The 25,876-nt window shown below is 68.9% G+C and carries 21 protein-coding genes; 7 read left to right on the top strand and 14 right to left on the bottom strand.

Annotated features, from left to right (window positions below; all coding sequences use genetic code 11):
• Positions 1–31: 31 nt before the first annotated feature.
• Positions 32–1,297: an IS701 family transposase gene (locus FHR32_RS23830; RefSeq protein WP_221465336.1), complete on the bottom strand. Its 1,266-nt coding sequence runs from the start codon at positions 1,295–1,297 to the stop codon at positions 32–34.
• A gap of 229 nt (positions 1,298–1,526) precedes the next feature.
• A complete protein-coding gene (locus tag FHR32_RS23825; protein WP_184756745.1) occupies positions 1,527–2,273 on the bottom strand; it encodes a GntR family transcriptional regulator in 747 nt (248 codons plus the stop codon).
• A 951-nt stretch (positions 2,274–3,224) separates the two neighbouring features.
• On the opposite strand from FHR32_RS23825, the gene FHR32_RS23820 reads away from it, so the two are divergent.
• The 5 genes from FHR32_RS23820 to FHR32_RS23805 all read left to right on the top strand — a co-directional run bounded on the left by FHR32_RS23820 (position 3,225) and on the right by FHR32_RS23805 (position 6,601).
• Entirely contained in the window at positions 3,225–3,380 is a 156-nt protein-coding gene (locus FHR32_RS23820) for a hypothetical protein (RefSeq protein ID WP_184756744.1), read from the top strand.
• A gap of 4 nt (positions 3,381–3,384) precedes the next feature.
• On the top strand, positions 3,385–3,510 hold the full coding sequence (locus tag FHR32_RS46095) for a hypothetical protein (RefSeq protein WP_281391040.1): 126 nt from the start codon (positions 3,385–3,387) through the stop codon (positions 3,508–3,510).
• Positions 3,511–3,704: 194 nt separating this feature from the next.
• On the top strand, positions 3,705–4,439 hold the full coding sequence (locus FHR32_RS23815) for an AfsR/SARP family transcriptional regulator (RefSeq protein ID WP_184756743.1): 735 nt from the start codon (positions 3,705–3,707) through the stop codon (positions 4,437–4,439).
• 132 nt (positions 4,440–4,571) lie between these two features.
• A complete protein-coding gene (locus FHR32_RS23810; RefSeq protein ID WP_184756742.1) occupies positions 4,572–5,141 on the top strand; it encodes a hypothetical protein in 570 nt (189 codons plus the stop codon).
• Positions 5,142–5,302: 161 nt separating this feature from the next.
• The gene (locus FHR32_RS23805) at positions 5,303–6,601 is read left to right on the top strand and encodes a DUF2252 domain-containing protein (RefSeq protein ID WP_184756741.1); all 1,299 of its coding nucleotides are present in this window, start codon (positions 5,303–5,305) and stop codon (positions 6,599–6,601) included.
• 36 nt (positions 6,602–6,637) lie between these two features.
• Here FHR32_RS23805 and FHR32_RS23800 read toward each other — a convergent pair whose 3' ends face one another.
• The 6 genes from FHR32_RS23800 to FHR32_RS23775 all read right to left on the bottom strand — a co-directional run bounded on the left by FHR32_RS23800 (position 6,638) and on the right by FHR32_RS23775 (position 16,032).
• Positions 6,638–10,168: a WD40 repeat domain-containing serine/threonine protein kinase gene (locus FHR32_RS23800; RefSeq protein ID WP_184756740.1), complete on the bottom strand. Its 3,531-nt coding sequence runs from the start codon at positions 10,166–10,168 to the stop codon at positions 6,638–6,640.
• A gap of 127 nt (positions 10,169–10,295) precedes the next feature.
• Positions 10,296–11,258: an ABC transporter ATP-binding protein gene (locus tag FHR32_RS23795; RefSeq protein WP_184756739.1), complete on the bottom strand. Its 963-nt coding sequence runs from the start codon at positions 11,256–11,258 to the stop codon at positions 10,296–10,298.
• Positions 11,255–12,274: an ABC transporter ATP-binding protein gene (locus FHR32_RS23790; RefSeq protein WP_184756738.1), complete on the bottom strand. Its 1,020-nt coding sequence runs from the start codon at positions 12,272–12,274 to the stop codon at positions 11,255–11,257. Before FHR32_RS23790 ends, FHR32_RS23795 begins: the two co-directional genes overlap by 4 nt.
• Positions 12,271–13,161 (bottom strand): ABC transporter permease, encoded by an 891-nt coding sequence (locus FHR32_RS23785; protein ID WP_184756737.1) that lies wholly within the window; start codon positions 13,159–13,161, stop codon positions 12,271–12,273. The genes FHR32_RS23790 and FHR32_RS23785 overlap by 4 nt, the downstream gene beginning before the upstream one ends.
• Positions 13,158–14,210, bottom strand: a complete 1,053-nt coding sequence (locus tag FHR32_RS23780) for an ABC transporter permease (RefSeq protein WP_184756736.1) — start codon at positions 14,208–14,210, stop codon at positions 13,158–13,160. Before FHR32_RS23780 ends, FHR32_RS23785 begins: the two co-directional genes overlap by 4 nt.
• Positions 14,211–14,217: 7 nt before the next feature.
• On the bottom strand, positions 14,218–16,032 hold the full coding sequence (locus FHR32_RS23775; protein ID WP_184756735.1) for an ABC transporter substrate-binding protein: 1,815 nt from the start codon (positions 16,030–16,032) through the stop codon (positions 14,218–14,220).
• Positions 16,033–16,207: 175 nt separating this feature from the next.
• Between FHR32_RS23775 and FHR32_RS23770 the strand changes: the two genes are divergently transcribed.
• Both FHR32_RS23770 and FHR32_RS23765 read left to right on the top strand, forming a co-directional pair.
• Positions 16,208–16,972, top strand: a complete 765-nt coding sequence (locus FHR32_RS23770) for an SDR family oxidoreductase (protein ID WP_246467386.1) — start codon at positions 16,208–16,210, stop codon at positions 16,970–16,972.
• A gap of 128 nt (positions 16,973–17,100) precedes the next feature.
• Entirely contained in the window at positions 17,101–19,626 is a 2,526-nt protein-coding gene (locus tag FHR32_RS23765) for a M14 family zinc carboxypeptidase (protein ID WP_184756733.1), read from the top strand.
• 157 nt (positions 19,627–19,783) lie between these two features.
• Here the strand turns inward: FHR32_RS23765 and FHR32_RS23760 are convergent, their stop codons facing one another.
• The 6 genes from FHR32_RS23760 to FHR32_RS46765 all read right to left on the bottom strand — a co-directional run bounded on the left by FHR32_RS23760 (position 19,784) and on the right by FHR32_RS46765 (position 25,411).
• Entirely contained in the window at positions 19,784–20,617 is an 834-nt protein-coding gene (locus FHR32_RS23760; RefSeq protein WP_184756732.1) for an ATP-grasp domain-containing protein, read from the bottom strand.
• 472 nt (positions 20,618–21,089) lie between these two features.
• Positions 21,090–21,665, bottom strand: a complete 576-nt coding sequence (locus FHR32_RS44680) for a group II intron maturase-specific domain-containing protein (RefSeq protein ID WP_184756731.1) — start codon at positions 21,663–21,665, stop codon at positions 21,090–21,092.
• A gap of 71 nt (positions 21,666–21,736) precedes the next feature.
• Positions 21,737–22,258, bottom strand: coding sequence for a group II intron maturase-specific domain-containing protein (locus FHR32_RS23750; RefSeq protein WP_184756730.1), 522 nt, complete (start codon positions 22,256–22,258; stop codon positions 21,737–21,739).
• A gap of 20 nt (positions 22,259–22,278) precedes the next feature.
• Positions 22,279–23,103 (bottom strand): transposase family protein, encoded by an 825-nt coding sequence (locus tag FHR32_RS23745; protein WP_184752317.1) that lies wholly within the window; start codon positions 23,101–23,103, stop codon positions 22,279–22,281.
• Between the two features lie 133 nt (positions 23,104–23,236).
• Positions 23,237–24,007 (bottom strand): group II intron reverse transcriptase/maturase, encoded by a 771-nt coding sequence (locus tag FHR32_RS23740; RefSeq protein WP_184756729.1) that lies wholly within the window; start codon positions 24,005–24,007, stop codon positions 23,237–23,239.
• 564 nt (positions 24,008–24,571) lie between these two features.
• Positions 24,572–25,411 carry a reverse transcriptase domain-containing protein gene (locus tag FHR32_RS46765; RefSeq protein ID WP_221466179.1) on the bottom strand — a complete coding sequence of 280 codons (840 nt, stop codon included), beginning with the start codon at positions 25,409–25,411 and terminating at the stop codon, positions 24,572–24,574.
• Between the last annotated feature and the right edge of the window lie 465 nt (positions 25,412–25,876).

Genomic DNA, 25,876 nt, shown 5'->3' with positions numbered 1-25,876 from the left:
GCCTGGAGTTCGCCGAGAACCTCATACAAGGTCAGGCCGGCGCAGGGACTTTTGGGTCTAGCCGTAGTTCGGTACAGAATGCCTGCGCTAATGCGGCCAGGGTGACGTGGCGGTGCCAGCCGAAGAAGCTCCGCCCCTCAAAATGCTTGAGGCCAAGACCGGTATTGAGCTCCCGGTAGTCATGCTCGATCCGCCAGCGGATCTTGGCGAGCCGGACGAGTTCGCGCAGCGGAGTCTCGGCGGGGAGATTGGTGATCCAGTAATCGGTGGGTTCGGATTCGCCTGCCGGCCATTCCACCAGCAGCAAACGCGCAGGCAGGCTGCCGTCGGGGTTGCGGGGGATGTCTTTGTTGGCCAAGAGAACCGGTAGAGCCATGAAGCGTGATCGCATTTTCGCGCCTGGATTACCGCTGGTCTTCCTTGTGCCTTGCCGCCAGGTCACCCGCCGCAGATTCGCCCGCCCTGCCGCCAATGCGAGATTGCGCAGATTCGATGGCTTGCCTGGATAGCGTGGTCTCGGCGGGCGCCCCTTGCCGCTGTATTCCGGCAGTTCAGGCACCGCATCTCCGGGGTAGGCCGACAGATCATCGGAGACGGCCGCCACGTAAGACAGGCCGCGGTCCTCCAGTCCCAGCCGGAAAGCGGTGCAATCGCCATAACCGGAGTCAAAGACCACCGGAAGATCGGTGCCGACTCCCCACTCGTCGTACATCTGGTCGATCATGTTTAACGCCAGTCGCCACTTCTCCTGGTGACCGACGTCCTGAGGGATCTTGCACCGGTCGCGGCGCTTGTGGACCGTTTCCGCCTGAACCGGATCCTCGATCTTGGCCGGGTCCCACGACTCGGGGATGAACAGCCGCCAATTGACCGCGGACGAGGCATGATCGGTGACCAGATGTGCGCTGACGCCGATCTGGCAGTTTCCGGTCTTGCCCAGCGTCCCGGAATACATCCGGGCCACTCCCGGAGAATTCGGGCCGTCCTTGGGGAAGCCGACATCGTCGATGACGACCGCCTGCGGACCGATCCGTTCCAGCGCCCAATGTGTGAGGTTTTCCCGGACCGGTTCGTAGTCCCAGGTCGAGTCGGCCATGAATTGCTGTAACCGCTGGGTGTCAACTCCCAGACGCTCCGCCATCGGATCCATCGACTTGCGCCGCCCGTCCAGCATCAGCCCCCGCAGATACAACTCGCCGGTGGCGAGTTGATCACGGCGACGAAGCACCCTCCGCAGCATCTGATCTGCAAACTTCTCAAGCCGCGGGCGCACCGGCGCCATCTCGTCAGGTGTCACGACAACATGATCCCGAAGTGACTTCTCAAAATGATCACGCTAGGTGATCGACAATCTAACGAAGTACTACTAGGGGTATGTGGCGAGCGGGGGGAAGAGGTCGCGCCCGGCCGTCCGGCGGGCGCGACCCGATGGCCGCCCGCGCCTATCCGTCCGGCGGGCGCGGCCCGGTGGCCGGCGGCGGCGCGGACGGCACTGGGGCCGCCCTGTCAGGGCGGCCACGGGGACGTCAACGGCTTTCCAGCTCGTATCTGATCAGGTGCTTGTCGGCGGGGAGCACGGACACCGCGACGCGTACGGGGGCGTCGGCCTCGTCGTAGCCGACCCGGACGTAGACGACCACAGGCGTTCCCGACTGGAGCTGGAGCCGCTCCGTCTCCGAACTGGTGGGCATCCGCGCCCAGATGTCGTCCACCACCCGGACCTGAGGGTGGCCGAGCTCCTCCAGCACCCTGTTGGCGCCGCGCACGATGTCACCGGGACGGGCGATCTCGGAGTCCGCGACCAGCGCCAGGGGGAAGTAGGAGTCGTTGGTGTTGTACGGCTGATCGTCCACGAACCTCAGCCGGCGGCGGACCACGGCGAGCTCCTCGTCGGGCAGCTCCAGCCTGCTGGCGACCTCCTCGGCCGGATGCACGATCGAGACCTCGATCTCCTGGCTGGGCGCGCGACCCTCCTGCGAGACCGCCCAGGCGAAGGCCTCCCTGGTCTCCAGGGGCTGCGGCTGGAGCTCTCGCTGGGGGTGGATGAGCAGCGGGCGGCGCTCCCTGACCACGGTCCCCCGGCGCGGGGTGCGGGTGACCAGACCCTCGTTGACCAGCTCACCGAGGGCGAGCCGGACGGTGTTACGGCTGACCTGGTGTGCCAGCATGAGCTCCACTTCGGTCGGCAGCTGATCCCCCGGCCCGAGCGCACCGGAGTAGATGGTCCTCCGAAGCTCGGAGGCCACCAACTGATACAGCGTTGACCGTGCCATTTAGTCCCCTTTGTGCCAACAAAACTAGACGATCTGGTTCTAGTGGGGAACAGCCCCTTGACCCAACCTCCCGCGACCCGCATTATCCAATCGTTGGTACAAATCCATCGAAAGGTCTGCCGGGGGTGAGGGACGGTGCTGTCGGTCCACTCGGACACGCCATACCTGCCCTGGCGCGACCCCTGCGAGGCAACGCGTTTACTGCGCTACGCGCTGCACCGCCAGGGGTTCACCCACACCTACCAGAGCAATGGGAATGGGATGTCCGTGCTTTCGGTACAGACCGATCTGACCGTTTGGTGCAAAAACGGCCTTTTCGTATGGAGGGAAGGCGGCCGCGAGACCTCTCACCCGGCTGACGACCCGGTCGGAGCGGCCCGTCTCATCTCACGGCACTACCGCCGTCCGGCGACCGGCGACTCCCCCCACGAGGAGAGAACGGGCCCCTGAGGCCCGCCCTCTCCTCCCACTGACTCCGCGCGCGACCAGACGGAGTGAGGACCCCAACCCTCGCCGGGGTCCTCGCACCGCCGCGCCGGAGCGGAACGTGCCCTGGCGGGTCCCCCACGCCCGCCAGGGCACGCTTCCACCACCGCCCAGGCCTCTCCCCGGGCCCACGACCCTCCGCCACACCCGGAAACGACAGAGTCCCCGTCGACGACGGGGACTCTGTCAACGGCGGGGCTCCGCCCGCGTCTTCTCCACTGTCGAACTCGCCGCGCCTCACTCCGCCGGCGGAGACGCCCCCCGCACCGCCCGCACCGCCCGGACCACCCGGACCACCCGGACCACCCGGACCACCCGGACCGATGACGGCGGGCAGGGTGGTTCACGCCCTCAGTGGCACCCCCGTCACCCCCTGTGACATCTCCGGTGTCGTCGATCCAGGTGTCATGACGACAGCCGGAGGGTATCCGGAATTACATGGACGCATGGGATAAAAGGGACGACATGCTAGTGCATGGGACAATGCCCTACAACGCCGAGCCACCACCGTACGCGCCGGCCGATCATCCCCTCATCCCGCTCGACACCCTCTACAGCCGCGGCCACGGCCCCGTTCCCGACCTGGACCCGGCGCGCCGCCGCCGACCCGAGCGAGGGTGAAAACATGATCATCGCCCGCGCCCGGGACATCACCGCGGCCACCCGGCCGGAATCGGCCCGGCACCTGTGGAATCCCAGGGGACATGCCGACAGCTCGTGGTCACGCGTCCGCGTCACCTGCCGCTCCTGAGAGAGGTGCCGCATGATCCCACCTCCCTCAGTGAACCCTGTAAAACATCCGATGGTCCTAGGAAATGTCCGAGTCCGGCGCGCAGCCGAGGTTGCTCGGCACGGCCCGGGTGAGTATCCACCAAATGTCGAAGGTGCCGGACGGGCTGCCGGCCGGACGCCGCTGTTCCCGACAGCGAGGGGCAGGAGGATTCGATGGCGAACAGCGACAAGTCCCCGGTGAGCGTCACCCTTCTGGGCGGCTTTCGACTGCTGGCCGGGGGCGACCAGGTGAAGATGTCAGGCGGGTCCGAGCGCCTTCTGGCGTTCGTCGCCCTGTGCGGCCACCCCGTTCCCCGCCCTCTGCTGGCGGGCACCCTGTGGCCCGACACACCAGAGCGGCGCGCGGCTGCGAGCCTGCGGTCGACCCTGGTGCGCCTGAACGGCGCCGGACGGCAGGTGCTCAACATCGGCGCGACCGAGATACGCCTGCGTCCCGAGGCCGACGTGGACGTCCACGACGCCCGGTCGCTGGCCCGGCGCATCCTCGATCCCGGCACGCCGACCGGGGAGCAGGACCTCAGCGCAGAGGCCGTCGCGCTGCTGTCGAACAGCCTGCTGCCCGGCTGGTACGACGACTGGGCCGTCGTCGAGGCGGAGGAGTGGCACCAGCAACGCCTGCACGCCCTGGAGACACTGGCCGACGATTTCATCGCGGCGGGCCGGTACGCCGACGCCGTCGCCGCCGCCGGGGTGGCGGCGCGCGCCGATCCGTTGCGCGAAAGCGCCCGCACCGCGCTCATCCGGGCCCATCTGGCGGAGGGCAACCAGGCCGAGGCCCTGCGGTGTTTCGAGCACTACAGGCAGCACCTCCACGCCGAACTGGGCCTTCAACCGACCTCACGCCTGTGCGGCCTCGTCGGCGGGCTGCGCTCAGGCGCAGGGCGGTGACGGCGACATCACACCGGCGTCACGGCGGGGTGACGGGGGCCGAGAACGATGGGGGGTGAAGGTCAGGGCAGGCCACGGCCGTCGGATGATCGCCGCGGGCGCTGCTGATCCCGATAGAAAAAGGAGATAGGCATGCATGGCAAGCGACGTCTGATGCTGCTTGGTCCGGCACTCCTCACCGTTATCGCGTTCGGGCCCGCCGTAGCCGCGAACGCCTCGGTCGCCCCCGGCTCGACGAGGACGACAACGGCCGGCGCCCTCCAGAACGCGGCACCCGCGTTCCACAACAACCCGCCGAAGGGCAAGGAATACCGCCGGGGCCACAAGCTGGGATACATGGAAGGTAAGGGCGACTGCCGGGCAAAACGCTCCTACGACTCCAGCACCCGGAGCAACCAGCGCTTCGACAAGGGATACCGGCACGGGTACGAGTCGGGCTTCCAGAACTGCAAGGAGAAGCGGGCCCGCTACGGGGAGCACCGGTCCCATTACGGGGAGAACCGGATGCGTTCCGAGGAGAACCGGACCCGTTCCGGGGAAAACCGGATGCGTTCCGGGGAGAACCGGATGCGTTCCGAGGAGAACCGGACCCGTTCCGGGGAAAACCGGATGCGTTCCGAGGAAAACCGGACCCGTTCCGGGGAAAACCGGATGCGTTCCGAGGAGAACCGGACCCGTAACGAGGAGAACCGGACCCGTTAACAGAACGTCCAGGAGCCGGGAAGGCGACATGGCGCCCACCGCCGTATCGCCTTCCCCCTTCTCGAGCGGCCTCGGATCAACGGCAGCCGTCTGACTTCGCGGCGTGCCTCACCGGCACCCCACCTAGCGGAGCACCGGCCCCTGCCTCTAGCGTGCGCATCATGACCACCGATGGGCGCTCGGCGCACATTCTCAACGTCCTGATCACCGAGTTCGGCGACTCCATCAGGCGTGACCCCGCCGCCTTCCGGCGCAAGTTCCGGAAGATGGCGGCCACTCCGTTCGCCTTCTACCGGGGTAGCGCCTCCCTGTTCTACGCGGACATGACGGGGGCGTTCGCCGACGACGCCTTCCTCGACGGCCGGACACGCCGGGTGTGGATCCACGGCGACCTGCACGCCGAGAACTTCGGCACCTACATGAACGCCTCGGGCGTCCTGGTCTTCAACGTCAACGACTTCGACGAGGCCTACGTCGGCCCCTACGTGTGGGACCTCAAGCGGTTCGTGGCCAGCGTCGCGCTCGTCGGGTACGCCAAGGCCCTGTCGGACGATGTGATCACCGGCCTGGTGACCGAGTTCGCCCGCGCCTACCTCGCCGAGCTGACCGGCATCTCGGAGGGCGGGGACGACGCGATCGGCTCGCTGACCCTGGAGACCACCTCCGGCGTGCTCCACCGGGTGCTGCAGGTGGCCCGGCTGAACACCCGGGTGGCGTTGCTGGACGTGGAGACCACGATCGACAGCTTCGACCGCAGGTTCGCCGCCATGGACGGCCGTCATCCGATCGACGAGGAGACCAGGCACGCGGTGGAGGCGGCCTTCCGTGACTATCTGACCACGCTCCCCACGACCTCCGAGGTCGAGCACACGATCAAGGACTTCGCGCTCCGCACGGGAGTCGGCATCGGCTCGGCCGGACTGCCCTCCTACAACATGCTGCTGGAGGGGCACACCCAGGCCCTGGAGAACGACGTCATCCTCTACATGAAGCAGGCCCAGGTCCCGGCCGTGGCCCGGCACATCACCGACGAGAAGGTGCACGGCTACTTCAAGCACCAGGGCCACCGCACCGCCGAGTCCCAGCGGGCCCTGCAGGCCTACGCCGACCCCTGGCTCGGCTACACCACGCTGAACGGCGTCGGCCAGCTCGTCGCCGAGGTCTCCCCCTACTCCTCCGACCTGAACTGGGAGGATGTCAACGAGCCGGAGGAGCTGGCATCGGTGATCCGCGACCTCGGCCGGGCCGTGGCCCGCATGCACTCGGTCGCCGACGACGAGTCCAGCCACGACCTGGTCGACTTCTCCACCGAGGACGCGATCACGGCCGTGATCGACGGTGACACCGGCGGCTTCACCACCATGCTCGTCGACTTCGCCCACTCCTACGGCGCGCAGGCCAGGGCCGACCACCAGCTCTTCGTCGATCTGTTCCGCAACGGCCGTCTCCCCGGCCTCTGAGAAAGGGCCGGAAACCCGGTCGCCCGCTCCTCGCCGTCACCGCGGGCAGACATCCCGGTAGGACAGGGACGGCAGGTAGGCGCGCCACTCGGCCCCGGTCAGCGTCCTGCCCGCGCGGGCGCAGACGGCGGAGGCCGCCTGGTCGGGGTCGACGACATGCTCGGACAGCGTGCCGGTCTCGTCGACGCTGAGCAGCCGCGAGCCGTCGGCGGTGAAGGCCAGCGACTCGATGTGATCCGTGTGCACGGCGATCGGCTGCCCCAGGCGCATCCCGGAGCTCACGTCCCACAGCATCACCTTCTTGTCGTCCACGACGGCGGCGACCACGTCACCGCGCGGCGAGTAGGCCAGCAGGAAGACCCCGTCCGTGCCCGCGCGGAGCTGCGCGCCCCGGCTGCTCCGCGTGGCCGTGTCCCAGACCGAGAGCCGTCCCGCGTCGATATCACCGCCGGAGCCGATGCCGGCGCCGACCGCGATGCGGGAACCGTCCTTGCTGAACGCCAGGCCGACGACCCGGACGTTGGACGCCGGCGCGCCGTAGGGACGGCCGACGGCCTTGCCGGTGGCGACGTCCACCAGTCTGTTCTCGCCGCCGGCGACCCCGAGGGACCTGCCGTCGGGATGGAAGGCGAGGCCGGTCACGCCATCCTGGCGGAGCACCCAGCGCTGTCTGCCACCGGGCAGGTCCCACAGGTGGATGGTGCTGTCCGGGGTCGCGGCGGTCTCCTCCACGGCGGCGGCCAGCGCCGTGCCGTCCGGGCTGAACGCCATCGCGGTCACCCCGCCCTGCCCCTTGGAGGAGACGGTGGCGACCCGCTTGAGGGACGAGGTGTCCCAGATCCCGATGGTGGAGCCGCCCCCGCTGCTGCCCTGCCTGCTCACGGCGAGCCTCCGGCCGTCGGGGGTGAAGGCCATGTGGAAGAAGGAACCCCGGCCGACGTCCAGCGGCGCGCCGACCGGCCTGCGGAGCCGTACGTCCCAGAGCGTGACCCGGTGGGTCCCCTCAGGGCGGGCGGCGAGCAGGCGCCCGTCGGGGCTGAGCACCGCCCCGCCGTCCGTCCCCTTGAGCCGGGCGGGTCCGAGCAGGGCCCCGAGATCGAGGGTGACGACCGTGTTCTCCTCGAGATAGCGGACCGTGCGCCCGTCCGGGTCGAAGGCGAGCGACGGCGTGATCGAGTCGATCTTGTGTACCAGGACGGGGACGAGGTTGAAATCCGACCAGATCGTGATGGAACTGCCGGTATATGAGGCCAGGTGCCGTCCATCGGGGCTGAAGAGCAGCTCACCGCGGCTGCCGTCGCTGAGCGTGTCGGCGGCCGTCCCACCGGTGGCGGTCTCCTTGACCTCGACGGAGCTGCCCTTGGTGACCGCGACGAGCTTCCCGTCGGCGCTGTAGGCGCCGCCGAACGCGCAGGCGTTGCAGACCCTGCCGAACGAGATCTTCCCCGGGCCGGCGAGGTCCCGGATCTCTATCTCCCGGGCCGGGCTGTCACCCACGATGTGCCGCCCGTCCGGTGCGGTGTCGAGCACGTGGACGGGCGGTCTCCTCTTCTCTCCCGTTCTGAGGTTCCAGACCGTCTGCTCCTCGTCGTGGGTGACGACGAGCAGGTCCTCGGCATGCCCGAACAGGAGGCCGGTCCGGACCGCCTCGATCTCCAGGGCCCGCAGGAGCAGACGCGCACCCCTCACCCTGCCGGTCCGCACGTCCCAGACCCGCACCCCTCCGCCGCCCATCACGGCGAGGGTCCGTCCGCTCGGGCTGAGCGCGACGGCGCGCACGTTCTTCCCGACGCCGGTGAAACCGCCGGTCTTCCGGCTGGTCCGCATGTCCCACACCCGTACGGAATCGTCGCCGACGCTGACCAGCGTGCGACCGTCGCGGCTGAGCACCCTGAGGGTCTGGGCTGCCGTCGCCGGATCGTGGAAGGCCGCCGTCTCCTGCTGGGTCAGCGAGCCGCTCAGCGCCGCCCTGGCCTCCGGGACCCGCGCGAGCCGCCAGGACGCCACGCTGAGCAGCATCGCCTTCACCGGCTCCGTGACGCGCAGGGGGTCGGCGAGCGTCGCGACCCGCCTGGCCTCGGACTGGTCGTGCTGGACCGCGATCGTGGCGCTGCGCTCGTCGGCGACCCCGCTCTGCCGTACGGCGAGCGCCCCCGCGGCCAGCGCGACGACCAGCAGTCCGGCCAGCGCGACGGTCAACAGGCGGGCCCTTCTGGACCGGCGCCGGGCAAGAGCCGTCCCCTCGTCGAGGAAGTCGCGTTCGGCCGGGCTGAGCACGATGTCGCGGCGCTCGGTGGCGGCCCACCGGACGGCTGCCCGCAGGCTGTGGCCCTGCAGCAGGTCGGCGTCCCTGCGCCCGCGAGTCTCCCAACGTCGCACGGCGGTCCAGATCTCCCGGTGCGCGGCCAGGCCGTCCCGGTTGGCCTCCACCCACGAGCGCAGCCGGGGCCAGGCGTGCGGCAGCGCGATCCTGGTCAGCCAGATCTCCCGGCCGTCACCGGTGATCAGGTAGGCGAACACCTCCAGCAGCCGCCGGGCCCCGTCGGGGAACTCGGCCAGCCCTGCCCGCCGTGCCCGCAGCTCGCCGTCGTCGTCGACGGTGATCAGCCGCAGGAACACCTCGGGGGCCAGTGCCTGCTCCACGGGGTGGAGCATCGCGTAGGAGTCCTCGGCGAGGGTGCCCATCCCCGGGTCGTCGGTGGCCATGTGGACTCGGCCACCCTCCCGGCTGCCCTCGGCGAGCAGCCGGACCGTGTCCAGCCGTCCGTCACCGCTGATCAGCGCGAGCAGCAACTGCCTCGCTGTCGGCCTGGCCGCCGGGTCCTTGTTCAGTGCGGCGCCGACCAGGCCGCGCAGCGAGCCGGGCAGCGCGCTCAGGTCGGGATCCGACGACAGCACCCGGTGCATCACCCCGCCCAGGCTCTCGCCCTCGAACGGGTCCTGGCCGGTCACGGCGAACAGCATGATGCCGCCCCAGGCGAACACGTCCGCCGGAGTGCCGGCCCGCTGCCCGGTGAACACCTCAGGCGCCATGTAGGTCGGGGTGCCCGTCACCAGCCCGGTGGCGGTCAGCGACATATCCAGCGTGCGTGCCACACCGAAGTCGATCACCCGGGGGCCGTCCGGGCCGAGCAGCACGTTGTCCGGTTTCATGTCCCGGTGGATCACCCCGGCGTCGTGGATCGCGGTCAGCGCGGTGGCGATCGCCGTACCCAGGCGGTGCAGGTCGTCCCCGGCGAACCTGCGTCCGCCGGAGACGGCCTGACGCAGGCTCATCCCCTCGACGTACTCGCTGACGATGTACGGCCTGGCCCCGTCCAGTTCGGCCGCGATCACTCCGGCCGTGCAGAACGAGGCCACCCGCTGCGCCGCCGTGGCCTCCTTGCCGAACCGTTCCCGCAGCTCCGGGTCGCTCGCCGGGTCCCCGTGCAGCACCTTGATCGCCACTCGGAGGCCGTCCTCGCCGTAGGCCTCGTAGACGACCCCCTGACCGCCCGCGCCGAGCCGGCCGGCCAGCCAGTACTTCCCCAGCCGCTGAGGGTCCCCGTCAACCAACGCCGTCGCCACGCTGTCCTCCTCCGCAGTGTGATCTTCCCCCTCTTGGATGCGCGGCGTGGCGACAAAGTTGTGATGTGCTGAGGAAACGCCCGTCCCACCGGTGGGCCCGGGCGCCGGGACGGACGTCGGACGGTGGCTACCCCTGGCACACCGCGGCGTAGTGGCAGGCGACCTGGGAGCCGGCCGCGGAGGGAAGCACCGGAAGCTGCTGTGACCTGCACGGCCCGTCGACCCCGGCCTCGGCGGCCGCACCGGCGGCGAGGACCTGGCAGCGCGGGTGGAAACGGCAGCCCTGAGGGATCCGGGTCGGGTCCGGCGGCTCGCCGCCCAGCACCACGGGCGACGTCGACTCCGGGAGGACCGACAGCAGTGCCTGCGTGTAGGGGTGCGACGGCGACTTCAGGATCTGCTCCACCGGCCCCGACTCGACGATCCTGCCGAGATACATCACCGCGACGCGGTCGGCGATGTTCCATGCCAGGCCGAGGTCGTGGGTGACGACCAGGGCTGACAGGCCCAGCTCGTCGCGGAGCCGGAGCATCAGGGCGAGGATCTCGCCGCGGACGGAGGCGTCCAGTGAGGCCACCGGCTCGTCGGCGACCAGGACCCGGGGGTCCAGCGCGAGGGCTCCGGCGATGACGACGCGCTGGCGCTGACCACCGGACAGCTCGTGCGGGTAGGAGTGCAGGAACCGCTCCGGCGGGCGGAGCCCGGCGCGTGACAGCGCCGAGGTGACCCGCTCCTCCTCGTCGCGCAGGCCGTGGATGCGCGGCCCCTCGGCCACCGCCTCGTAGACGGTGTGCCGGGGGTTGAGCGACCCGGTCGGGTCCTGCAGCACGAGCTGCACCTCGCGGCGGTAGGCCTTCAGCGCTCGCGAGGAGTAGGCCAGGGGGGCTCCGCCGTACAGGACCGACCCGGAGGTGGGCCGCTCCAGGCCGAGCAGGGTGCGCGCCAGCGTGGTCTTGCCGCAGCCGGACTCGCCGACCAGAGCGACGATCTCCCCCTCGCCCACCTGGAGGTTCACTCCGTCGACCGCGCGGGCGCGTCGCCCGCGTGAGGGGAACTCCACGCACAGGTCCCGGGCTTCGAGCAGGGTCATGCGTCCTCCTTCGCCGGTCGCATGACCGCGGTGCCGGAAGTCTCGGTCTCTTCGCCCGCCGGCAGGACGTGCACGCAGGCGGCGGTACGGCTCTCGCCCGCGGGCCACAGCTCGACGTCCGCCGACGCGCACGACGGCAGCGACACCGGGCAGCGGGGGTGGAAGGAACAGCCTCCCGGCAGGTGCATGGGGTCGGGCGGGTCGCCGCCCAGACCTCGGGGCGCCAGCCGGGAGGCGGGGTCCCCGACCGTGGGGAAGGCCGCGGCCAGCGCCTTGCCGTAGGGGTGGCGCGCGTCCCGGAAGACCTCGTGCGAGGGCCCCGACTCCACCATCCGGCCCGCGTACATGACCGCCAGCCGGTCGCACATGGAGGCCAGGACCGACAGGTCGTGAGAGATCATGATCAGGCTGATGCCGTGCTCGGCGATGAGTGAGCGGATCAGCGTGAGCACCTGCGCCTGGATCATCACGTCCAGGGCGGTCGTCGGCTCGTCGGCGATGATCAGACGTGGCGAGCAGGCCAGCGCCATCGCGATCATCACGCGCTGGCGCTGCCCGCCCGACAGCTCGTGCGGATAGCTGCGGGCCCGCCAGGCGGGCAGGCCGACCTGCTCCAGCAGCTCCGCCACCTTCCGGCGCGCCTCGACGGGGGTGGCCAGCCCGTGGACCAGCAGCGGCTCGGCGATCTGGTCCTCGATCCGGCGCACCGGGTTGAGGGCGTGCTGGGCTCCCTGGAAGACCACCGAGGCCGACGCCCAGCGCACCGCGCGCAGCCGTCCCCACTTCATCGCCAGGACGTCCTCGCCGTCCAGCAGGATCTCGCCGGTCACCCGGGCGTCCCGGGGAAGCAGCCGCAGCAGGGCCATGGCCAGGGTCGACTTGCCCGACCCCGACTCCCCCGCCACGCCGAGCGCCCGGCCCGCCTCCAGATCCAGCGAGACCCCGCGCACGGCGGGCACCTCGCCCGAGGCGACCCGGTAGGTCACCGCGACGTCGCGCAGTTCAAGCAGGCTCATCGGGGGACTCCCCGCAGGCGTGGGTTGAGTACGGCCTCCAGCGCCCGGCCGCAGAGTGTGAACGCCATGACGACCACGACGATGCACAGGCCGGGCGCGAGGATGTACCACCACGCGCCGGAGGTGGCGGCACCCCAGTCGTAGGAGCCGCGCAACAGACCGCCCCACGACACCTGGCCGGAGTCGGCGCCGAGGAAGGCCAGGGTCGACTCGGCGACGATGGCGTGGGCCACCTGCAGGGTCGTGTTGGCCAGCACCAGCGGTGCGACGTTCGGCAGCACGTGGCGGGTCATGACGTGCCAGTGCCCGGCGCCGAGCGCCCGGGAGCGCTCGATGTACGGTCTGGCCTCGACCGACAGCGTCTGCGACCTGATCATCCGGGCCGTGGACGCCCAGGAGGTCACCCCGATCGCCACGATGATCGTGGTGGTGCCGCCGCCGAGGATGGCGGCGAGCACCAGGGCCAGCACGAGCGAGGGCAGGACGAGGAACCAGTCGGTGATCCGCATCAGCACGGCCGACATCCAGCCTCGGAAGTGGCCGGCCGCGATGCCGACGACCGTGCCGATGGTCATGCTGAGCAGGGCCGCCATGAAGCCGATGAGCAGCGAGACGCGCGAGCCCCACAGGACCATGAGCAGGACGGACCGGCCCGACTCGTCGGTGCCCAGCGGGAAGTCCAGGTTGGGGGCGCCCATCTTGGCACCCGTCGCCTTGGTGACGTCCAGGCCGAGCGGGTCGGTGACCAGCGGGGTGAGGAGGGCCAGGACGACCGCCGCGACCAGGATCGCGGCGCCGTACAGCCCGGCGCGCTGGCGGCGGTAGCCGCGCCAGAAACGCGCCAGTGCGCGCCTGCGCCGGGTCCAGGCGATTCCGGTGGTGCTCATGCCGACCTCACCCTCGGGTCCAGGACGCGGTAGACCACGTCGGCCAGCGTGTTCATGATGATCACGGCGGTGCACACCACGATGAACGTCCCCTGCATGACCGCGAAGTCCGGCCCCTTGATCGCCTCGTAGAACAGCAGGCCGAGCCCCGGCCAGGAGTAGACGGTCTCCACCGAGACCGCGCCGCCGACGACGAAGCCGATGTTGATGAACACCAGCGTCACGGTCGGCAGCAGCGCGTTGGGGACGGCGTGGCGCCGCCGTACCTCGTCGTCGCGCAGCCCCTTGGCCCGGGCGGTGGTCACGTAGTCCTGGCCGATCTCGTCCAGCAGCGAGGAGCGCATCACCAGCAGGTACTGGGCGTAGACCACGGCGACCAGGGTGAGGCACGGCAGCACCAGGTGGTGGGCGACGTGCAGGAGGTAGAGCGGCCCGTCGGGCGCGTCGATGTCCTCCATGCCCCGGGTGGGGAAGATCCCCGGGATCGGCCCCACCCCGGCGGCGAAGACCATCAGGAGCAGCAGGCCGAGCCAGAACGTCGGCACCGACCACAGGACGAGCGAGATCCCGGTGGAGACGCGGTCGAACCGGCTGCCGTGCTTCCACGCCGCCCTCGTGCCCTGCCACAGGCCCAGGCTGACGGAGATGACCAGGCCGGTGCCCACCAGCACCATCGTCGGGCCCACCCGCTCGCCGATGAGGTCGATGACCGGGCGCTTGTACTCGTAGGAGGTGCCGAAGTCCAGCCGGATGGTCCGCAGCACGAAGTCGAGGAACTGCTGCATCAGGGGTTTGTCGAGCCCCATCCGGTGGCGGAGCAGGTCGAGCTGCTCCGGGCTGAGCGGCACGTCGCGCGTGTAGGCGATGGCGGGGTCGCCGGGGATCAGCCGGAACACGAAGAACGTCGCGACGATGACCATGCCGATGCTGAGCACGGCCCCGCCGGCCTTCGCCAGCGCGTAGCGCAGCACCCCCCGATAGGCGCTGCGCTCGTCGCCGGGGCCCGCCGCCGGTGCGGCGGCGGGCTCGGTGTCGAGAGGTGCTGTCATGGAGGCGCTACTCGCGGTCGTCCGCGACGGAGCGGCGCCGCCGGGCCAGGAAGAAGCCTCCGGCGCCCAGGATGACGACGGCCGCGACGCCGCCCACGATGAGACCTGTGCTGGACCCGCCGGCCGAACCGGCGGCCGGGGTGGCCACCGCGTCGAGGGAGTAGACGGGCCAGTAGCCGCTCGCGCCGTACAGGATGCCCTTCTCCTCGGGCATCGACGTGATGCTGGTGATCTGGTCCTTGCGGTAGCCCTCGAGGTTGTTCGGGTAGTAGAGGGCGATGACCGGCGCGTCGGTGTAGAGGCGCTTCTGCATCTGCTTGATGATGTCGGCGCGCTTGGTGCGGTCGAGCTCGCTCAGCTGCTCCTGGTAGAGCTTCTCGTAGGCGGGGTCGCAGTAGAACGACTCGGTGCCACCGCCCTCGCCGCCGGCCGTGGGCCTGCGGCTGCACAGGTGGGTGGCCAGGATCTCCTCGGGGTCGGGGTTGACCGACCAGCCGCTGATGGCGATGTCGAACAGGCCGGTGAACCCGGTCTCCTCGGTGAACTTGCTGGGTTCGAGCTTCTTGGTCGACAGCGCGATGCCGATGTCCTTGAACCAGCCGGTCAGGTACTGCGCGAGCTTCTCCTCCACCGGGGTGTCGGTGTGGATGCTGAAGCGCATCTCCAGCTTGCGCTTGCCGTCGGGCATCGTGCGGACGCCGTCGGGGCCCTTCTCGTAGCCGGCGTCGTCAAGGATCTGGTTGGCCTTGGCGACGTCGTGGGTGACGAGGTCGTCGCCCTCGGCCTGCCAGAAGAAGTCCTTGTACATCGGCGGGATGACAGACCCGTCGGCCGGTACGGCCAGGCCGTTCAGCACCTGGTCGACCAGGGCCTGCTTGTCGATCGCGTAGTGGATGGCCTGACGGACCTTCGGGTCCTTCAGGGCGGGGTGGCCGTCGCCGACCGGCTTGTTGTCGATCGTCTGCGCGCCGTGGTTGATCTGCAGGTAGGCGGCCCGGCGACCGGGGGTGTTCCACTGCACGATGTCCGGGTTGCCGGCGAGAGACTGGAACTGGGCGGCGTCCAGGCGGCCGATCAGGTCGATGTCGCCCTTCTTCAGGCCGGCGATGGCGGCCTCGGGGTTCTGGTAGAAGATGACGTGCAGCTCGTCGATCTTGGGAGCGCCCCGCCAGTAGCCGGGGTTGGCCTTGAGCTTGACGTAGGCGTCCTTCTTGTGTTCGACCGCGATGAAGGGGCCGCTGCCGACGGCCGGGTAGACGTCGTTCTCGAACTTGCCGATGTCGCCGACCTTCTCCCAGACGTGCTTGGGCACGATCGGGATCGGGTTGTCCAGCATCGAGGCCTGCGGCTTCTTGGTCTTGATGACCAGGGTCCGGTCGTCGGTCGCCGTGACGCTCTCGAAGTTCTCGACCGCCGGGCCGTTGGCCTGCTTGGCCGCGTCGACGGTCATGATCGTGTTGAAGGTCCACGCGGCGTCCTGCGCGGTGACGGGCCGGCCGTCCGACCACTTCGTGTCGCGGATCTTGAAGGTCCAGGTGAGCTTGTCGTCCGACGTCGTCCACGACTCGGCCAGGTCGGGGCTCGGCTGCAGGGTCTTGGGGTCGGGCACCGTCAGGTAGCTGTACGTCCAGCGGTGGATCGACGACGAGACCAGGCGGACCGCCAGGAACGGGCTCATCGAGTCCACGGCCTGCGTCACGCCCAGCCGCACGATCTTCTTGCCCGGCTCGGGCGCCTGCCTGGCCATTGCCTGGGTCGCCGGGAGTATCGCCAGCAACAGCGTCAGGCCAAGCGCGGCCAGCCGCGCGCCCATTCTCGTCATGGTGGTGCCCCATCTTCGTACCGATGAACCGTTGTAGACGAAGGCACACCATAGGGATACCGCATGTCAACGAGCGGTGGAGGATTGTTTCATTCCCGTTTCCTTAATCGGCATTATTCTTCAACCGACCGCCCGGTATGGACGAACTCTCCCGGGGTGCGGCATGCTGCGGAACATGACTCTGTTCTCGGTGGAAGGCAAGACGGTCGTCGTCACCGGAGGCTCACGCGGGATCGGCCGGATGATCGCGGCGGGGTTCGTGGACGCCGGCGCGACGGTCTACATCTCCTCGCGCAAAACCGCCGAGGTGGAGAAGACCGCGGCCGAACTGGGCTGCTTCGCCGTACCGGCCGACCTGTCCACCGAAGAGGGCGTCCGCACGCTCGTGGAGGCGGTCTCGGCACGGGAGTCACGGCTGGACGTGCTGGTCAACAATGCCGGGGCGGCCTGGGGCGCGCCCCTTGCCGAGTATCCGGAGCACGCCTTCGACAAGCTCTGGGGGATCAACGTCAAGGGCGTGTTCTTCCTGACCCAGCGGTTCCTGCCGCTGTTGCGCGCCGCCGCGAGCCCCGACGACCCGGCCAGAGTGATCACCATCGGGTCGATCGACGGCATCCGGGTGCCCGCGATGGAGAACTACGCCTACTCGGCGGCCAAGGCGGCCGTGCACATGCTGACCCGGCACCTGTCCCAGCGGCTGGCCAAGGAGGCGATCACGGTCAACGCCATCGCGCCCGGCCCGTTCGAGTCGAAGATGATGGCCTTCGCGCTCGACGACCCGGCGAGCCGCTCGGCGATCGAGTCCCACGTGCCACTGGGCCGGATCGGCCGCCCCGAGGACATGGCCGGGACCGCGATCTTCCTGTCGTCGCGGGCCGGCGCCTACCTGACCGGGACGGTCATCCCGGTGGACGGCGGCATCTCCGCCGGTCATGGGTAGCAGGCGAGAGCATTTCTGTAGGACACGACGGTATTTTCACCCACGGATATCACCAAATGCCCCATCCGTAACATAAGTGTAAAATTTCATATCTTGTCGTCATTCATCACAGATGACACCGTAATCACATGGTGAACCGCTCCAAAGTGATCGCGCCGGCCATCGTCGCCATCGCCATCGCCCTCCCCGCCGGGGCCGCCCAGGCGGAACCCACCCCGGTGACATCCCCCGCCGCCACCTGCGACGCCACCCAGACCACCCCCGAATACCACGGCAAGGTGCCCACGCCCAAGAGCGTGCTCGGCTTCGACCTCGGCGAACGCGAGGTCACCACGGCCGAGTCCGACACACTGCTGACCGCCGTCGACCGGGCCAGCGACCGCGTCGTCTCCGGCACCCTGGCCACCAGCGCCGAGGGGCGGGCGCTGAAGTACGCGATCGTCGGCACTCCGCGCAACCTCCGCAACCTGCGCGCGATCGAGGCCTCGATCAAGCTGCTGCGCAACCCGCTCACCCCCGCCCCCGCGGCGAAGGTCCTCGCCAGGAACACACCCGCGATCCTCTGGATCGCCGGAAACGTGCACGGCGGCGAGGAGAGCGGCACCGACGCCGCCCTGAAGACCCTCTACGACCTGGCCGGGCGGGACGACTGCGCGGCGAACCGCATCCTGGACAACGCCGTCGTGGTGATCCTGCCCACGCAGAACCCCGACGGCCGCGAGGCCGACACCCGGCGTAACGCCTACTCCTTCGACATGAACCGGGACTGGTTCGCCCGCACCCAGCCGGAGACCGACGGCAAGATCGAGCTGATGCGCAAGTATCCGCCGCAGCTCTTCATCGACGCCCACGAGATGGGCGGCACCGAATTCTTCTTCCCGCCCAACGCCGACCCGATCTACCACGACATCGCCGAGCCGACCGTCGACTGGATCAACAACACCTACGGCGCCGCGATGATCGGCGAGTTCACCAGGCGCGGGATCCCGTTCTTCAACCGCGACGTCTACGACATGTTCTACATGGGCTACGGCGACACGGTCCCGACGACCGGATTCAACGCGGCGGGCATGACCTACGAGAAGGGCAACGCCTCACCGATCGCCACCCGGACCTTCGAGCAGGGCCTCACCCAGTGGGTCTCCCTGTCGGCCGCGGCGGCCAAGAAGACCGAGATCCTCACCACCTGGCACCAGATGTACGCCGACGCCCTGAAGCAGGGGCTCGACGGCAGGCTGGAGCCGAACCAGGTCTACAACCCGGGCAACGACGTCATCACCCAGGTGCCCGACCGGAAGGTGCGCCACTACTTCCTGCGCGCCGACGACCCCGCCAAGAAGGCCGAGACCGACCTCGTCGTGCGCCGCCTGCAGCGCATGGACGTCCAGGTGTTCAAGCTGGCCCGGCCGCTGACGGTCAAGGACTTCAAGGCGTACGGCAGGCCCGAGACGAGCACCACCCTGCCCAAGGGCACCTACTGGATCCCGCTGGCCCAAGGTCAGAAGCACTGGATCCAGGCCATGCTGAACGAGGACACCTACACCCCGTTCCCCTACTTCTACGACGTGACGGCCTGGAGCCTGCCGCTGCTGGGCAACGTCTCCGGCGGCTCATCCGGCCAGGTGCTGCTGCCCGCCGCGACCCCGGTCGGGCCGGTGGACGCCCCCTCGGCCCGGCTCACCACCTCGCACCGGATCGGTGTGCTGCAGATGTCGGGCGGCGCGGCGCAGAACGCCGGCGAGTCCAGCGGCTGGCTCCGTCACCGCCTGGACCGCGACTGGAAGCTGCCCTACAAGGTGCTCGTGCCGGCCGACGTCGCCGCGGGCAAGCTGGACGACGTCGACGTGCTGCTGGTGCCGGACGGCTCGGCCAACGCGGCCAACACCGCTCTCGGCGAGGCCGGCCGCGGCGCGCTGAAGAACTGGGTCTCCTCAGGCGGGCGGTACGTCGGCTGGTCCGGCGGCACCCAGCTGGCCGTCCTGACGGGGATCTCCGGCGCTACGCTGGCCGAACCGACCTCGGACGTGCCCGGCTCGCTCTTCCGGACCACCGTGGCCGAAGGCCCGCTGAGCAAGGACGTCGGGCCGAGCGTCATGCAGTTCTACGCCTACGACCTGGTGATGCGGGCCGCCGACCCCTCGCAGGTGGTCGCGTCCTACCCGGCGGCGGACTCGCCCGACTGGTACCTGTCCGGCTTCGCGCTGGGCGCCGGGGAGCTCGGCGGGACGGCCTCCGTGGTGGACGAGCCGGTGGGCGGCGGTCACGCGGTGCTGTTCGCCGCCGAGCCGAACTTCCGTGCCTTCACGGACGGCACGGCGAAGATCGTCGCCAATGCGATCACCGCCGACCTGCCCTCCTCGCGGGCACGGACGCTCGTCCCCGCGCCCGACGTCTCGCGATCCGCGGCGGCCATCCCTGACCGGGAGTCGCCGATCCGCGTCACCGTCCCCGCCTCCGGCCGGGACAGGGTCCGTGACGTGCTGAAGGGCTTCGGCGCCGCCTGGACCGAGCAGGCCGGCGCCGGCGGCGCGGTCCGGTTCGTCGTCGCCAACCCCGGCGGCCTGGACCTGCACGAGCACCCCTGGGCGGGCAGACTGCCGGGTGCGCTGCGCACCTCCGGTGTCTCCCCCCTCGCGGTGGTCCTGCCGCAGTAAGCGGTCGCCCCGGCCGCAGTGGCCCGTACGGCGTGCGTCTCCGTGATGGAGCGCACGCCGTACGGGCGTGTCAGGTCCCGGTGAGACCCGTCAGGCTCGCGTGGTGTCAGCCGTGCGAGGCGTCAGGCACACGTGTGATCTCAGGCGTGATGGGATCTCAGAGCGCCTCGGCCAGCGCGCGGGCCAGGTTGGCTGCCCCGTCGGGCGCGTAGCGCAGGAACAGGTAGGGCTCGGTGAGCTCCAGTTCGATGAGGACCGGGGTGCCGTCGGGCAGGCGGACCAGGTCCACGCGGGCGTAGAGGACCTCGGGGAACTCGGCCAGCACCCGCTCGGCCAGGGCGAGCTGGTCGGGCTCGGGGTCGCGGAGCCCACCCCTGCTGTTCTCCTCGTCCAGCCCGGTGGCGTTCTCGACGAGCATCGGGATACGCCGGATGGCGTGGCTGAACCGGCCGCCGAAGTAGAGCAGCGAGGTCTCGCCCTCGGCCTCGACCATGTCCAGATACGGCTGGATCATCGCGGTCCGCCCCTCGGCGGCCAGCTGGGCCGCGTGTGCCTCGGCCTTCCCCCGGTCAACGGTCCTGATCGTGTCGCGTGCCCCGGACGACACCGAGGGCTTGACCACATACTCCTGAAGGTCCGGGAAGTCCACGGCCTCGCCCGGCGCGACCCAGTAGGTGGGGATGGCCAGGTCGTCGAGGGCGCGCAGGTAGGTCTTGTCGGTGTTACGCTCCAGCACGGCAGCCGGGTTGAGCAGCCGGGTGACGGACTCGACACGGCGCGTCCAGTCGAGGAACTCCGCGCGCCGGCCCACGTAGTCCCAGGGGGTGCGGACCACGACGGCGTCGAACGCGGCCCAGTCGATCTCGGGATCGTCCCAGCGCACGATGTGCCCGGTGATCCCGGCCTCGGCCCAGGCCGCGAGGGCGATCTCCTTCTCGTCGTCGACCCCGTCCGGATCGACGAAGGTCACATAAGCCGCGGAAGTGCTCACTTGATGTCCTATACGTAAGTAGCAACAGAGCACTGTGCACATTACACATTCCGCTGCTCATGCGGCCCCGACCGGTCGCCGTCCGCTTCTCATCCGGCCTCGCGGACATGCCGCACCCGAGCACCCGCATCATTTGCCGCTGTATGCCAATGGGCCTCGGTTCCACTTATCAACCTATGCCCCCAGTTTTGCTTGACCACGGTGCGGGTGCGGCCGAACGCGTCCGGCGGGGTGAAGGCGTAACGGCCGAGGAAGTCGATGTGGCCGTACCGCGCCTTGGGGAACATCGGTGCAGCCGTTGGCGGTAGGGTCGGGAGCTGGCGCGGTGGTGATCATGGTTGACGGTAGGGCCCAGGGCCTGTCTTCCGCCGGTTTCCCGGTCGGCTGTGCTCTCCCTGGTGTCCGTGGTCAGGTCACTCCGTTTCCAGCTCCCGCCGCATCGAACTGGGCGTGCGGTTCTCCCGCACCCAGCTCACCGACGCCGTTCACCGCCGGTATTCAGCTTTTCCCGCCAGGGCTTGCCGGCTCTGGGCGGGACGACGATTCCAGACAGCTTGATCAGGCCGCACTGGTCCGGCGAGCGGTAGGCGACCACGTCGATGCCGAAGCGCCGTCCGCGTTTGTGTCGCTTCCCGATAAAGATCGCCAGCCGTTGGATCGCGTAGTGCCTGATCTTGCCGATGCGGATCGTGGAGTGGCCGTACTTGAAGTACGTCGCCCACCCGCGCAGGAAGGCGTTCACCTCCTGCACGACCGCTTCGACCGACATCCACAGCCGGGACCGGTGGGTGAGTTCCCGGATCCGGTCGCGGGCGTGTGCCATCGCCTTGTCTGCGGGCCAGCGAGCCAGGAACCGCACCCCTCTGCCTCCGCGCCTCCCGCGAGAGCGCACCATCCGGTGACGGAAGCCCAGGAAGTCAAAACCGGGGCCTCCTTCCTCCAGGTGGATGATGGCCGTCTTGGCCTCCTTCGGCTCCAGGCCGAGTTCGGCCAGCAGCTCCCGCAGGCGCGCGAGCGCGGCCTCGGCCTGCTGCCGGGATCTGCACATCACCAGCAGGAGAGTAGGCCGGGGGAATCGCACCCCCGGCCTCTCGCAGAACCGGACTTAAACCTCTCGGCTTATCCGGCTCCCATCGCCCAGCCGTCAGGACGAGCGCCGAGACGCCAGTGCGCGAACAGGCGGGGAGATCGCCGGGCGATCTCGGCCAGCCAGGCCATCGCGCGCCGTTCCCGGCGTTTGAGCCGTTTGTATTTCCGGCACGCCCAGCCCACCAGGAGCTTGTTGAGATGCCGGAGGAAGGAGAGCAACCGGGACCGGTAGAAGCGCCCGTAATAGTTGATCCACCCCTGCACGATGCTGTTGAACATGCGGGCAAGGTCGTCCAGAGACTTGTCACTGCGCCGGGACAGATGCCAGGAGCGGATCACCGCTCCCATCGCCTTCATCGCCTGCGTGCTGACCGCGGGCAAGAACGACACGAAGTGCTTGCCGTGCTTGTTCTTGGCCAGCCGGGGCCGGAACTCATAGCCCAAGAACGTGAACCGGGTGTGCTCGTGCGAGCCCGTCCGGTCGGCGTCCTTGCAGTAGATGATGCATGTCTTGTCCGGATGCAACTCCAGGCCGACCTGCGCCAGACGCATTGAAGTAATCCCAACGACTTTCACGTGATCTTGCCGTACTCGATGTGGGTGAGAACGAGAGCGGCCTTGGCGATATCGCCGACTCGGCTGGGGCTGAGCGTGATGTGCTGAAGCGTCCGCCAGCGTTGCTCCAAGAGCGCGAAGCCACGTTCTCCCAGGCAGCGCAGAGAACGGAGAAGCGCGTTTCTGGTACGGGTGTCAACGTCCAGGTCCCGTCCGTCGGCGGGCTGCTTGACCGGGACGTAGATGCCGATGCCTGCGCCTTCGTAGCCCGAGTCGGCCAGCAGCGGCATGTCCCTGAGATAGGGGCGGATGGCATCGAGAACCTGTTCTCGCGCTGCGGTGATGTCGTGGGTGGAGCCGGGAAACGCTCCGGATATCCAGATCGGGAAGCCGCCGGGCTGCATGAGGGCTTGGAGGTTGGCGGCGAAAGCGCGGGCCTTGCCGGAGTACCACGCGTCGATCTCCTTGCCCTTCACGCTGGTCTTCTTCTCGCCGACCCGGTCGATGCTCGTCAAGGTGCCGTCGATGATCAGGTGAGGCAGTCCGTCGTCGCGGGCCCGCTCCAGTGCGTCCTTCAGTTCGGGTGCCTGCTCTGCCAGGACATCGATGACTTCGTCCAGGTAGCGGTAGGAGGTGGAGCGGGACAGGCCGAAGCCTCGGCCGAGGTTGGGGATGTCGCCGCCGTTGCGGAACCACACCAGACCGAATACCGCCTGCCACCAGGTGGTTCGCTTCCTGGTGCCCTTGCGGGTGCCGCGCACGCGTCGTTCGCGACCCAGCAGCTTGGAGAGATAGGAAACCAGCTCCCGTGGGACGTCGAGGATGGCACGATAGGAAATCACGTGGAGTCCTTCGGAGATTACGGATCGTGAACAATCCGCTTCTATCGGGGACTCCACGGTCATGTCAGGCGAACGACGGCACCTCTACATCTCGGCCGCTTCGCGCAGGACCATCCCGTTTTGCCTGCTGGGATTACCTCATTGCAATCGCGTCTCGCACGTATTCGGCCTGCCGGCGGCTGCCGCAGTGCACCACCGCGTCATCGCAGTAACGCTCGAAACCAAGCGCCGGAAATTCCCGGGCCAGCCAGGCGTCGAACGCGTAATGCATGAACAGGTTAGCCAGCAAAGGTGAAATCGCCGACCCCTGCGGGGTCCCGCGATCTCGGGCGACCAGGGTGCCATCCTGCCGTTGCATCGGAGCGGTCAACCACCGCTGGACATACAACAGGATCCACCGCTGATCCGGTGAAAGGTGCTTGGCGACGGCCTTGAGCACCAGGTCATGCGGCACGGTGTCGAAGAAGGCCCGGATGTCCATGTCGATCACCCAATCCTTCCGCCAGCACCGCACCCGGCACGCCCCAACCGCATCCAGCGCCGACTTGCCCGGCCGATAGCCGTAGGAATCCGGATGGAAGATCGGTTCGACCTTCGGCTCCAGATACATCCGCACCACCGTCTGGGCCACCCGGTCGGCCACGGTCGGCACGCCCAGCACCCGCACCCCTCGCCCTTGCGGCTTGGGGATCTCCACCGCTTTCACCGGCGGCGGGAAGTACGAGCCTGAGGACAACCGGTTCCAGATCCGATACAGATTCCGGTCCCGATCGGCCTCGAACTGCGCGATCGACTCCTCATCGACCCCCGCCGCCCCCTTGTTGGCCTTGACTCTCTGAAACGCTTCCCAGACCTTCCACTTGTCGATCTGAAACGGCTTGTCCTGCTGCCTGAGTTCGCTCACCTGGCTCCTCCCGGCCCGATCGGATGACCAGCCGGTTGACCACCAAGCGACTCCGGGCGACCCGGCCCCTTCGCTCCACGCCCATTACGGCGCTTCTGCACTACTACGAGCCGGTCCGTCCCTCCGCCTCGCCCCGGTACTCGGCCCCTTGCAGTGTCCGCTGCTTGGGGTACTCCCTTCGGCCGGACGCTCCAACACGCGCCCGACACCGCTGAGACGGCAGGTTCCCACGTTCCGTACTGGCGCCCAAGCCGAACTCGCGCCACCTTGACGCCGGTCACCACCTGGCCAGCAAGCAGGCACCCGCCAGGCTCATCCCGGGGCAACAACTGGACCCCGGTTTCGATGACGCCGCTACGCTTTCGACGTTTCATCAGTGGTTCACTCTCGTTCGCCTTCTCGGCTCACACCTGACGCATCTCGTGCGCCTTTTCCGCGACGCTCACCACCACGGCCATTGAGCCGCAGCAACTCGCGGTGGTTTGGGACCTCCCCCTGCGTGAGCGATCCCGGAGGACCTACCTCCATCACCAGCACAGCACCGCATCCGAAGCTCGCGATCTTCTACATCACAACCTCCATCAGCGTTCGTGGCGCACGATCGTCGGCGAACCGGATGATCACACCGTGCTCGCGTTCGTCCCATGCCCGGTCGATCCGGTGCAGGTAGACGTTGCAGAGCAGCGGCGAGATCGGACCGCCCTGGGCGGTTCCGGTCACCTCACGCCGGACCTGTCCGTCCTGCATGACACCGGCTCGCAGGATCTGCCGGATCAGCTTCAGGACGGACTGGTCACACACGCGTTCCTCGATCGCTTGCATCAACCGATCATGCGGAATCGCCGAAAAGCAGTTGGCGATATCCGTCTCGACCACCCACCGGCGGCCCCGCCAAGCCTCATCGATGACGACTTGAAGCGCGTCGTGCGCCGACCGTTTCGGCCGGAACCCGAAGCTGCACGTCGCGAAGTCCGCCTCGAACACCGGCTCAAGCACGATCTTCAACGCGGCCTGCACGACCCGGTCCCGAACCGTCGAGATGGAAAGCGGACGGTATTCATCCGCCCGTCCCGGTTTGGGGATCATTACCCCGCGCGCGGGCAGCGGACGGTACCGGCCCTCCCTCAGCTCGGCGGCCGGCTCGTCCACAAGCCGGACTGCTCCGTACTCGTGTTCGATCTGGTCCAGAGTGGTCCGGTCGATGCCGGGTGCGCCGTTGTTGGCGCGCACCGCGGCCCACCCACGCCACAGAACGTCCCTGCGCAGGACCTTGTCCATGAGCGCGTGAAACCGTCGTCCGGGATCGGCCTTGGCCGTCCGGTAGAGCGTGTGCTGCAGGGCACGCACCTTGTCCAAGGGAGCCTTCACCAGGGCGGTGGGACCAGCCGACATAGCGGCACTCACCGGGCACCTCCATCTGCCCCGGCATCATCTGGGGCGTCTGCATCAGCACGCGTCGACGAAGTAGGGGCCCTTCCCTCACCGCCGGTTCTGTTGTCCGATCGGCTCAAGCGGTACTACGGCCCCCTCCGACGCCCACCCGGCCAGTGATCCACTTCCCGAGGTCATCGGTTATGGGACACCACGCTCCGGCAACACGACTGCGCAGGTCACCGGGCCGGGGAGGGCCTCTCCAGTTCCCGCCGCCACTATCTGTACGTTCCACGCCCTCTACGCCGGGGGATCCTTCACGGCTGCATCTTCAGGATCTTCACCGCTTCCATGGCCTTCGCCCTTCTCAGCCGGGCTCGGCATCCCCTCGCCCCACCCGTCACCGGGTGAGAGATCTAACGACGCGGCAGGCTTCGCTTCATGCTGCGGACCGCACAGTTGCACGCCCCCAAGGGACGCTTGACGCTGGGCTTCGAC

It is taken from the genome of Streptosporangium album, assembly GCF_014203795.1.
Taxonomy (GTDB): Bacteria; Actinomycetota; Actinomycetes; order Streptosporangiales; family Streptosporangiaceae; genus Streptosporangium; species Streptosporangium album.
Note: the sequence above shows the minus strand (reverse complement) of the source record. Positions and strands in the feature narration are given on the sequence as shown.

What these genes read in the sequence shown, in the direction of transcription:
- FHR32_RS23825 (WP_184756745.1), bottom strand. Translation starts at nt 2,273, where the DNA reads ATGGCACGGTCAACGCTGTATCAGTTGGTGGCCTCCGAGCTTCGGAGG.
- FHR32_RS23820 (WP_184756744.1), top strand. Translation starts at nt 3,225, where the DNA reads ATGCTAGTGCATGGGACAATGCCCTACAACGCCGAGCCACCACCGTAC.
- FHR32_RS46095 (WP_281391040.1), top strand. Translation starts at nt 3,385, where the DNA reads ATGATCATCGCCCGCGCCCGGGACATCACCGCGGCCACCCGGCCGGAA.
- FHR32_RS23815 (WP_184756743.1), top strand. Translation starts at nt 3,705, where the DNA reads ATGGCGAACAGCGACAAGTCCCCGGTGAGCGTCACCCTTCTGGGCGGC.
- FHR32_RS23810 (WP_184756742.1), top strand. Translation starts at nt 4,572, where the DNA reads ATGCATGGCAAGCGACGTCTGATGCTGCTTGGTCCGGCACTCCTCACC.
- FHR32_RS23805 (WP_184756741.1), top strand. Translation starts at nt 5,303, where the DNA reads ATGACCACCGATGGGCGCTCGGCGCACATTCTCAACGTCCTGATCACC.
- FHR32_RS23795 (WP_184756739.1), bottom strand. Translation starts at nt 11,258, where the DNA reads ATGACCCTGCTCGAAGCCCGGGACCTGTGCGTGGAGTTCCCCTCACGC.
- FHR32_RS23790 (WP_184756738.1), bottom strand. Translation starts at nt 12,274, where the DNA reads ATGAGCCTGCTTGAACTGCGCGACGTCGCGGTGACCTACCGGGTCGCC.
- FHR32_RS23785 (WP_184756737.1), bottom strand. Translation starts at nt 13,161, where the DNA reads ATGAGCACCACCGGAATCGCCTGGACCCGGCGCAGGCGCGCACTGGCG.
- FHR32_RS23780 (WP_184756736.1), bottom strand. Translation starts at nt 14,210, where the DNA reads ATGACAGCACCTCTCGACACCGAGCCCGCCGCCGCACCGGCGGCGGGC.
- FHR32_RS23775 (WP_184756735.1), bottom strand. Translation starts at nt 16,032, where the DNA reads ATGACGAGAATGGGCGCGCGGCTGGCCGCGCTTGGCCTGACGCTGTTG.
- FHR32_RS23770 (WP_246467386.1), top strand. Translation starts at nt 16,208, where the DNA reads ATGACTCTGTTCTCGGTGGAAGGCAAGACGGTCGTCGTCACCGGAGGC.
- FHR32_RS23765 (WP_184756733.1), top strand. Translation starts at nt 17,101, where the DNA reads ATGGTGAACCGCTCCAAAGTGATCGCGCCGGCCATCGTCGCCATCGCC.
- FHR32_RS44680 (WP_184756731.1), bottom strand. Translation starts at nt 21,665, where the DNA reads ATGTGCAGATCCCGGCAGCAGGCCGAGGCCGCGCTCGCGCGCCTGCGG.
- FHR32_RS23750 (WP_184756730.1), bottom strand. Translation starts at nt 22,258, where the DNA reads ATGCGTCTGGCGCAGGTCGGCCTGGAGTTGCATCCGGACAAGACATGC.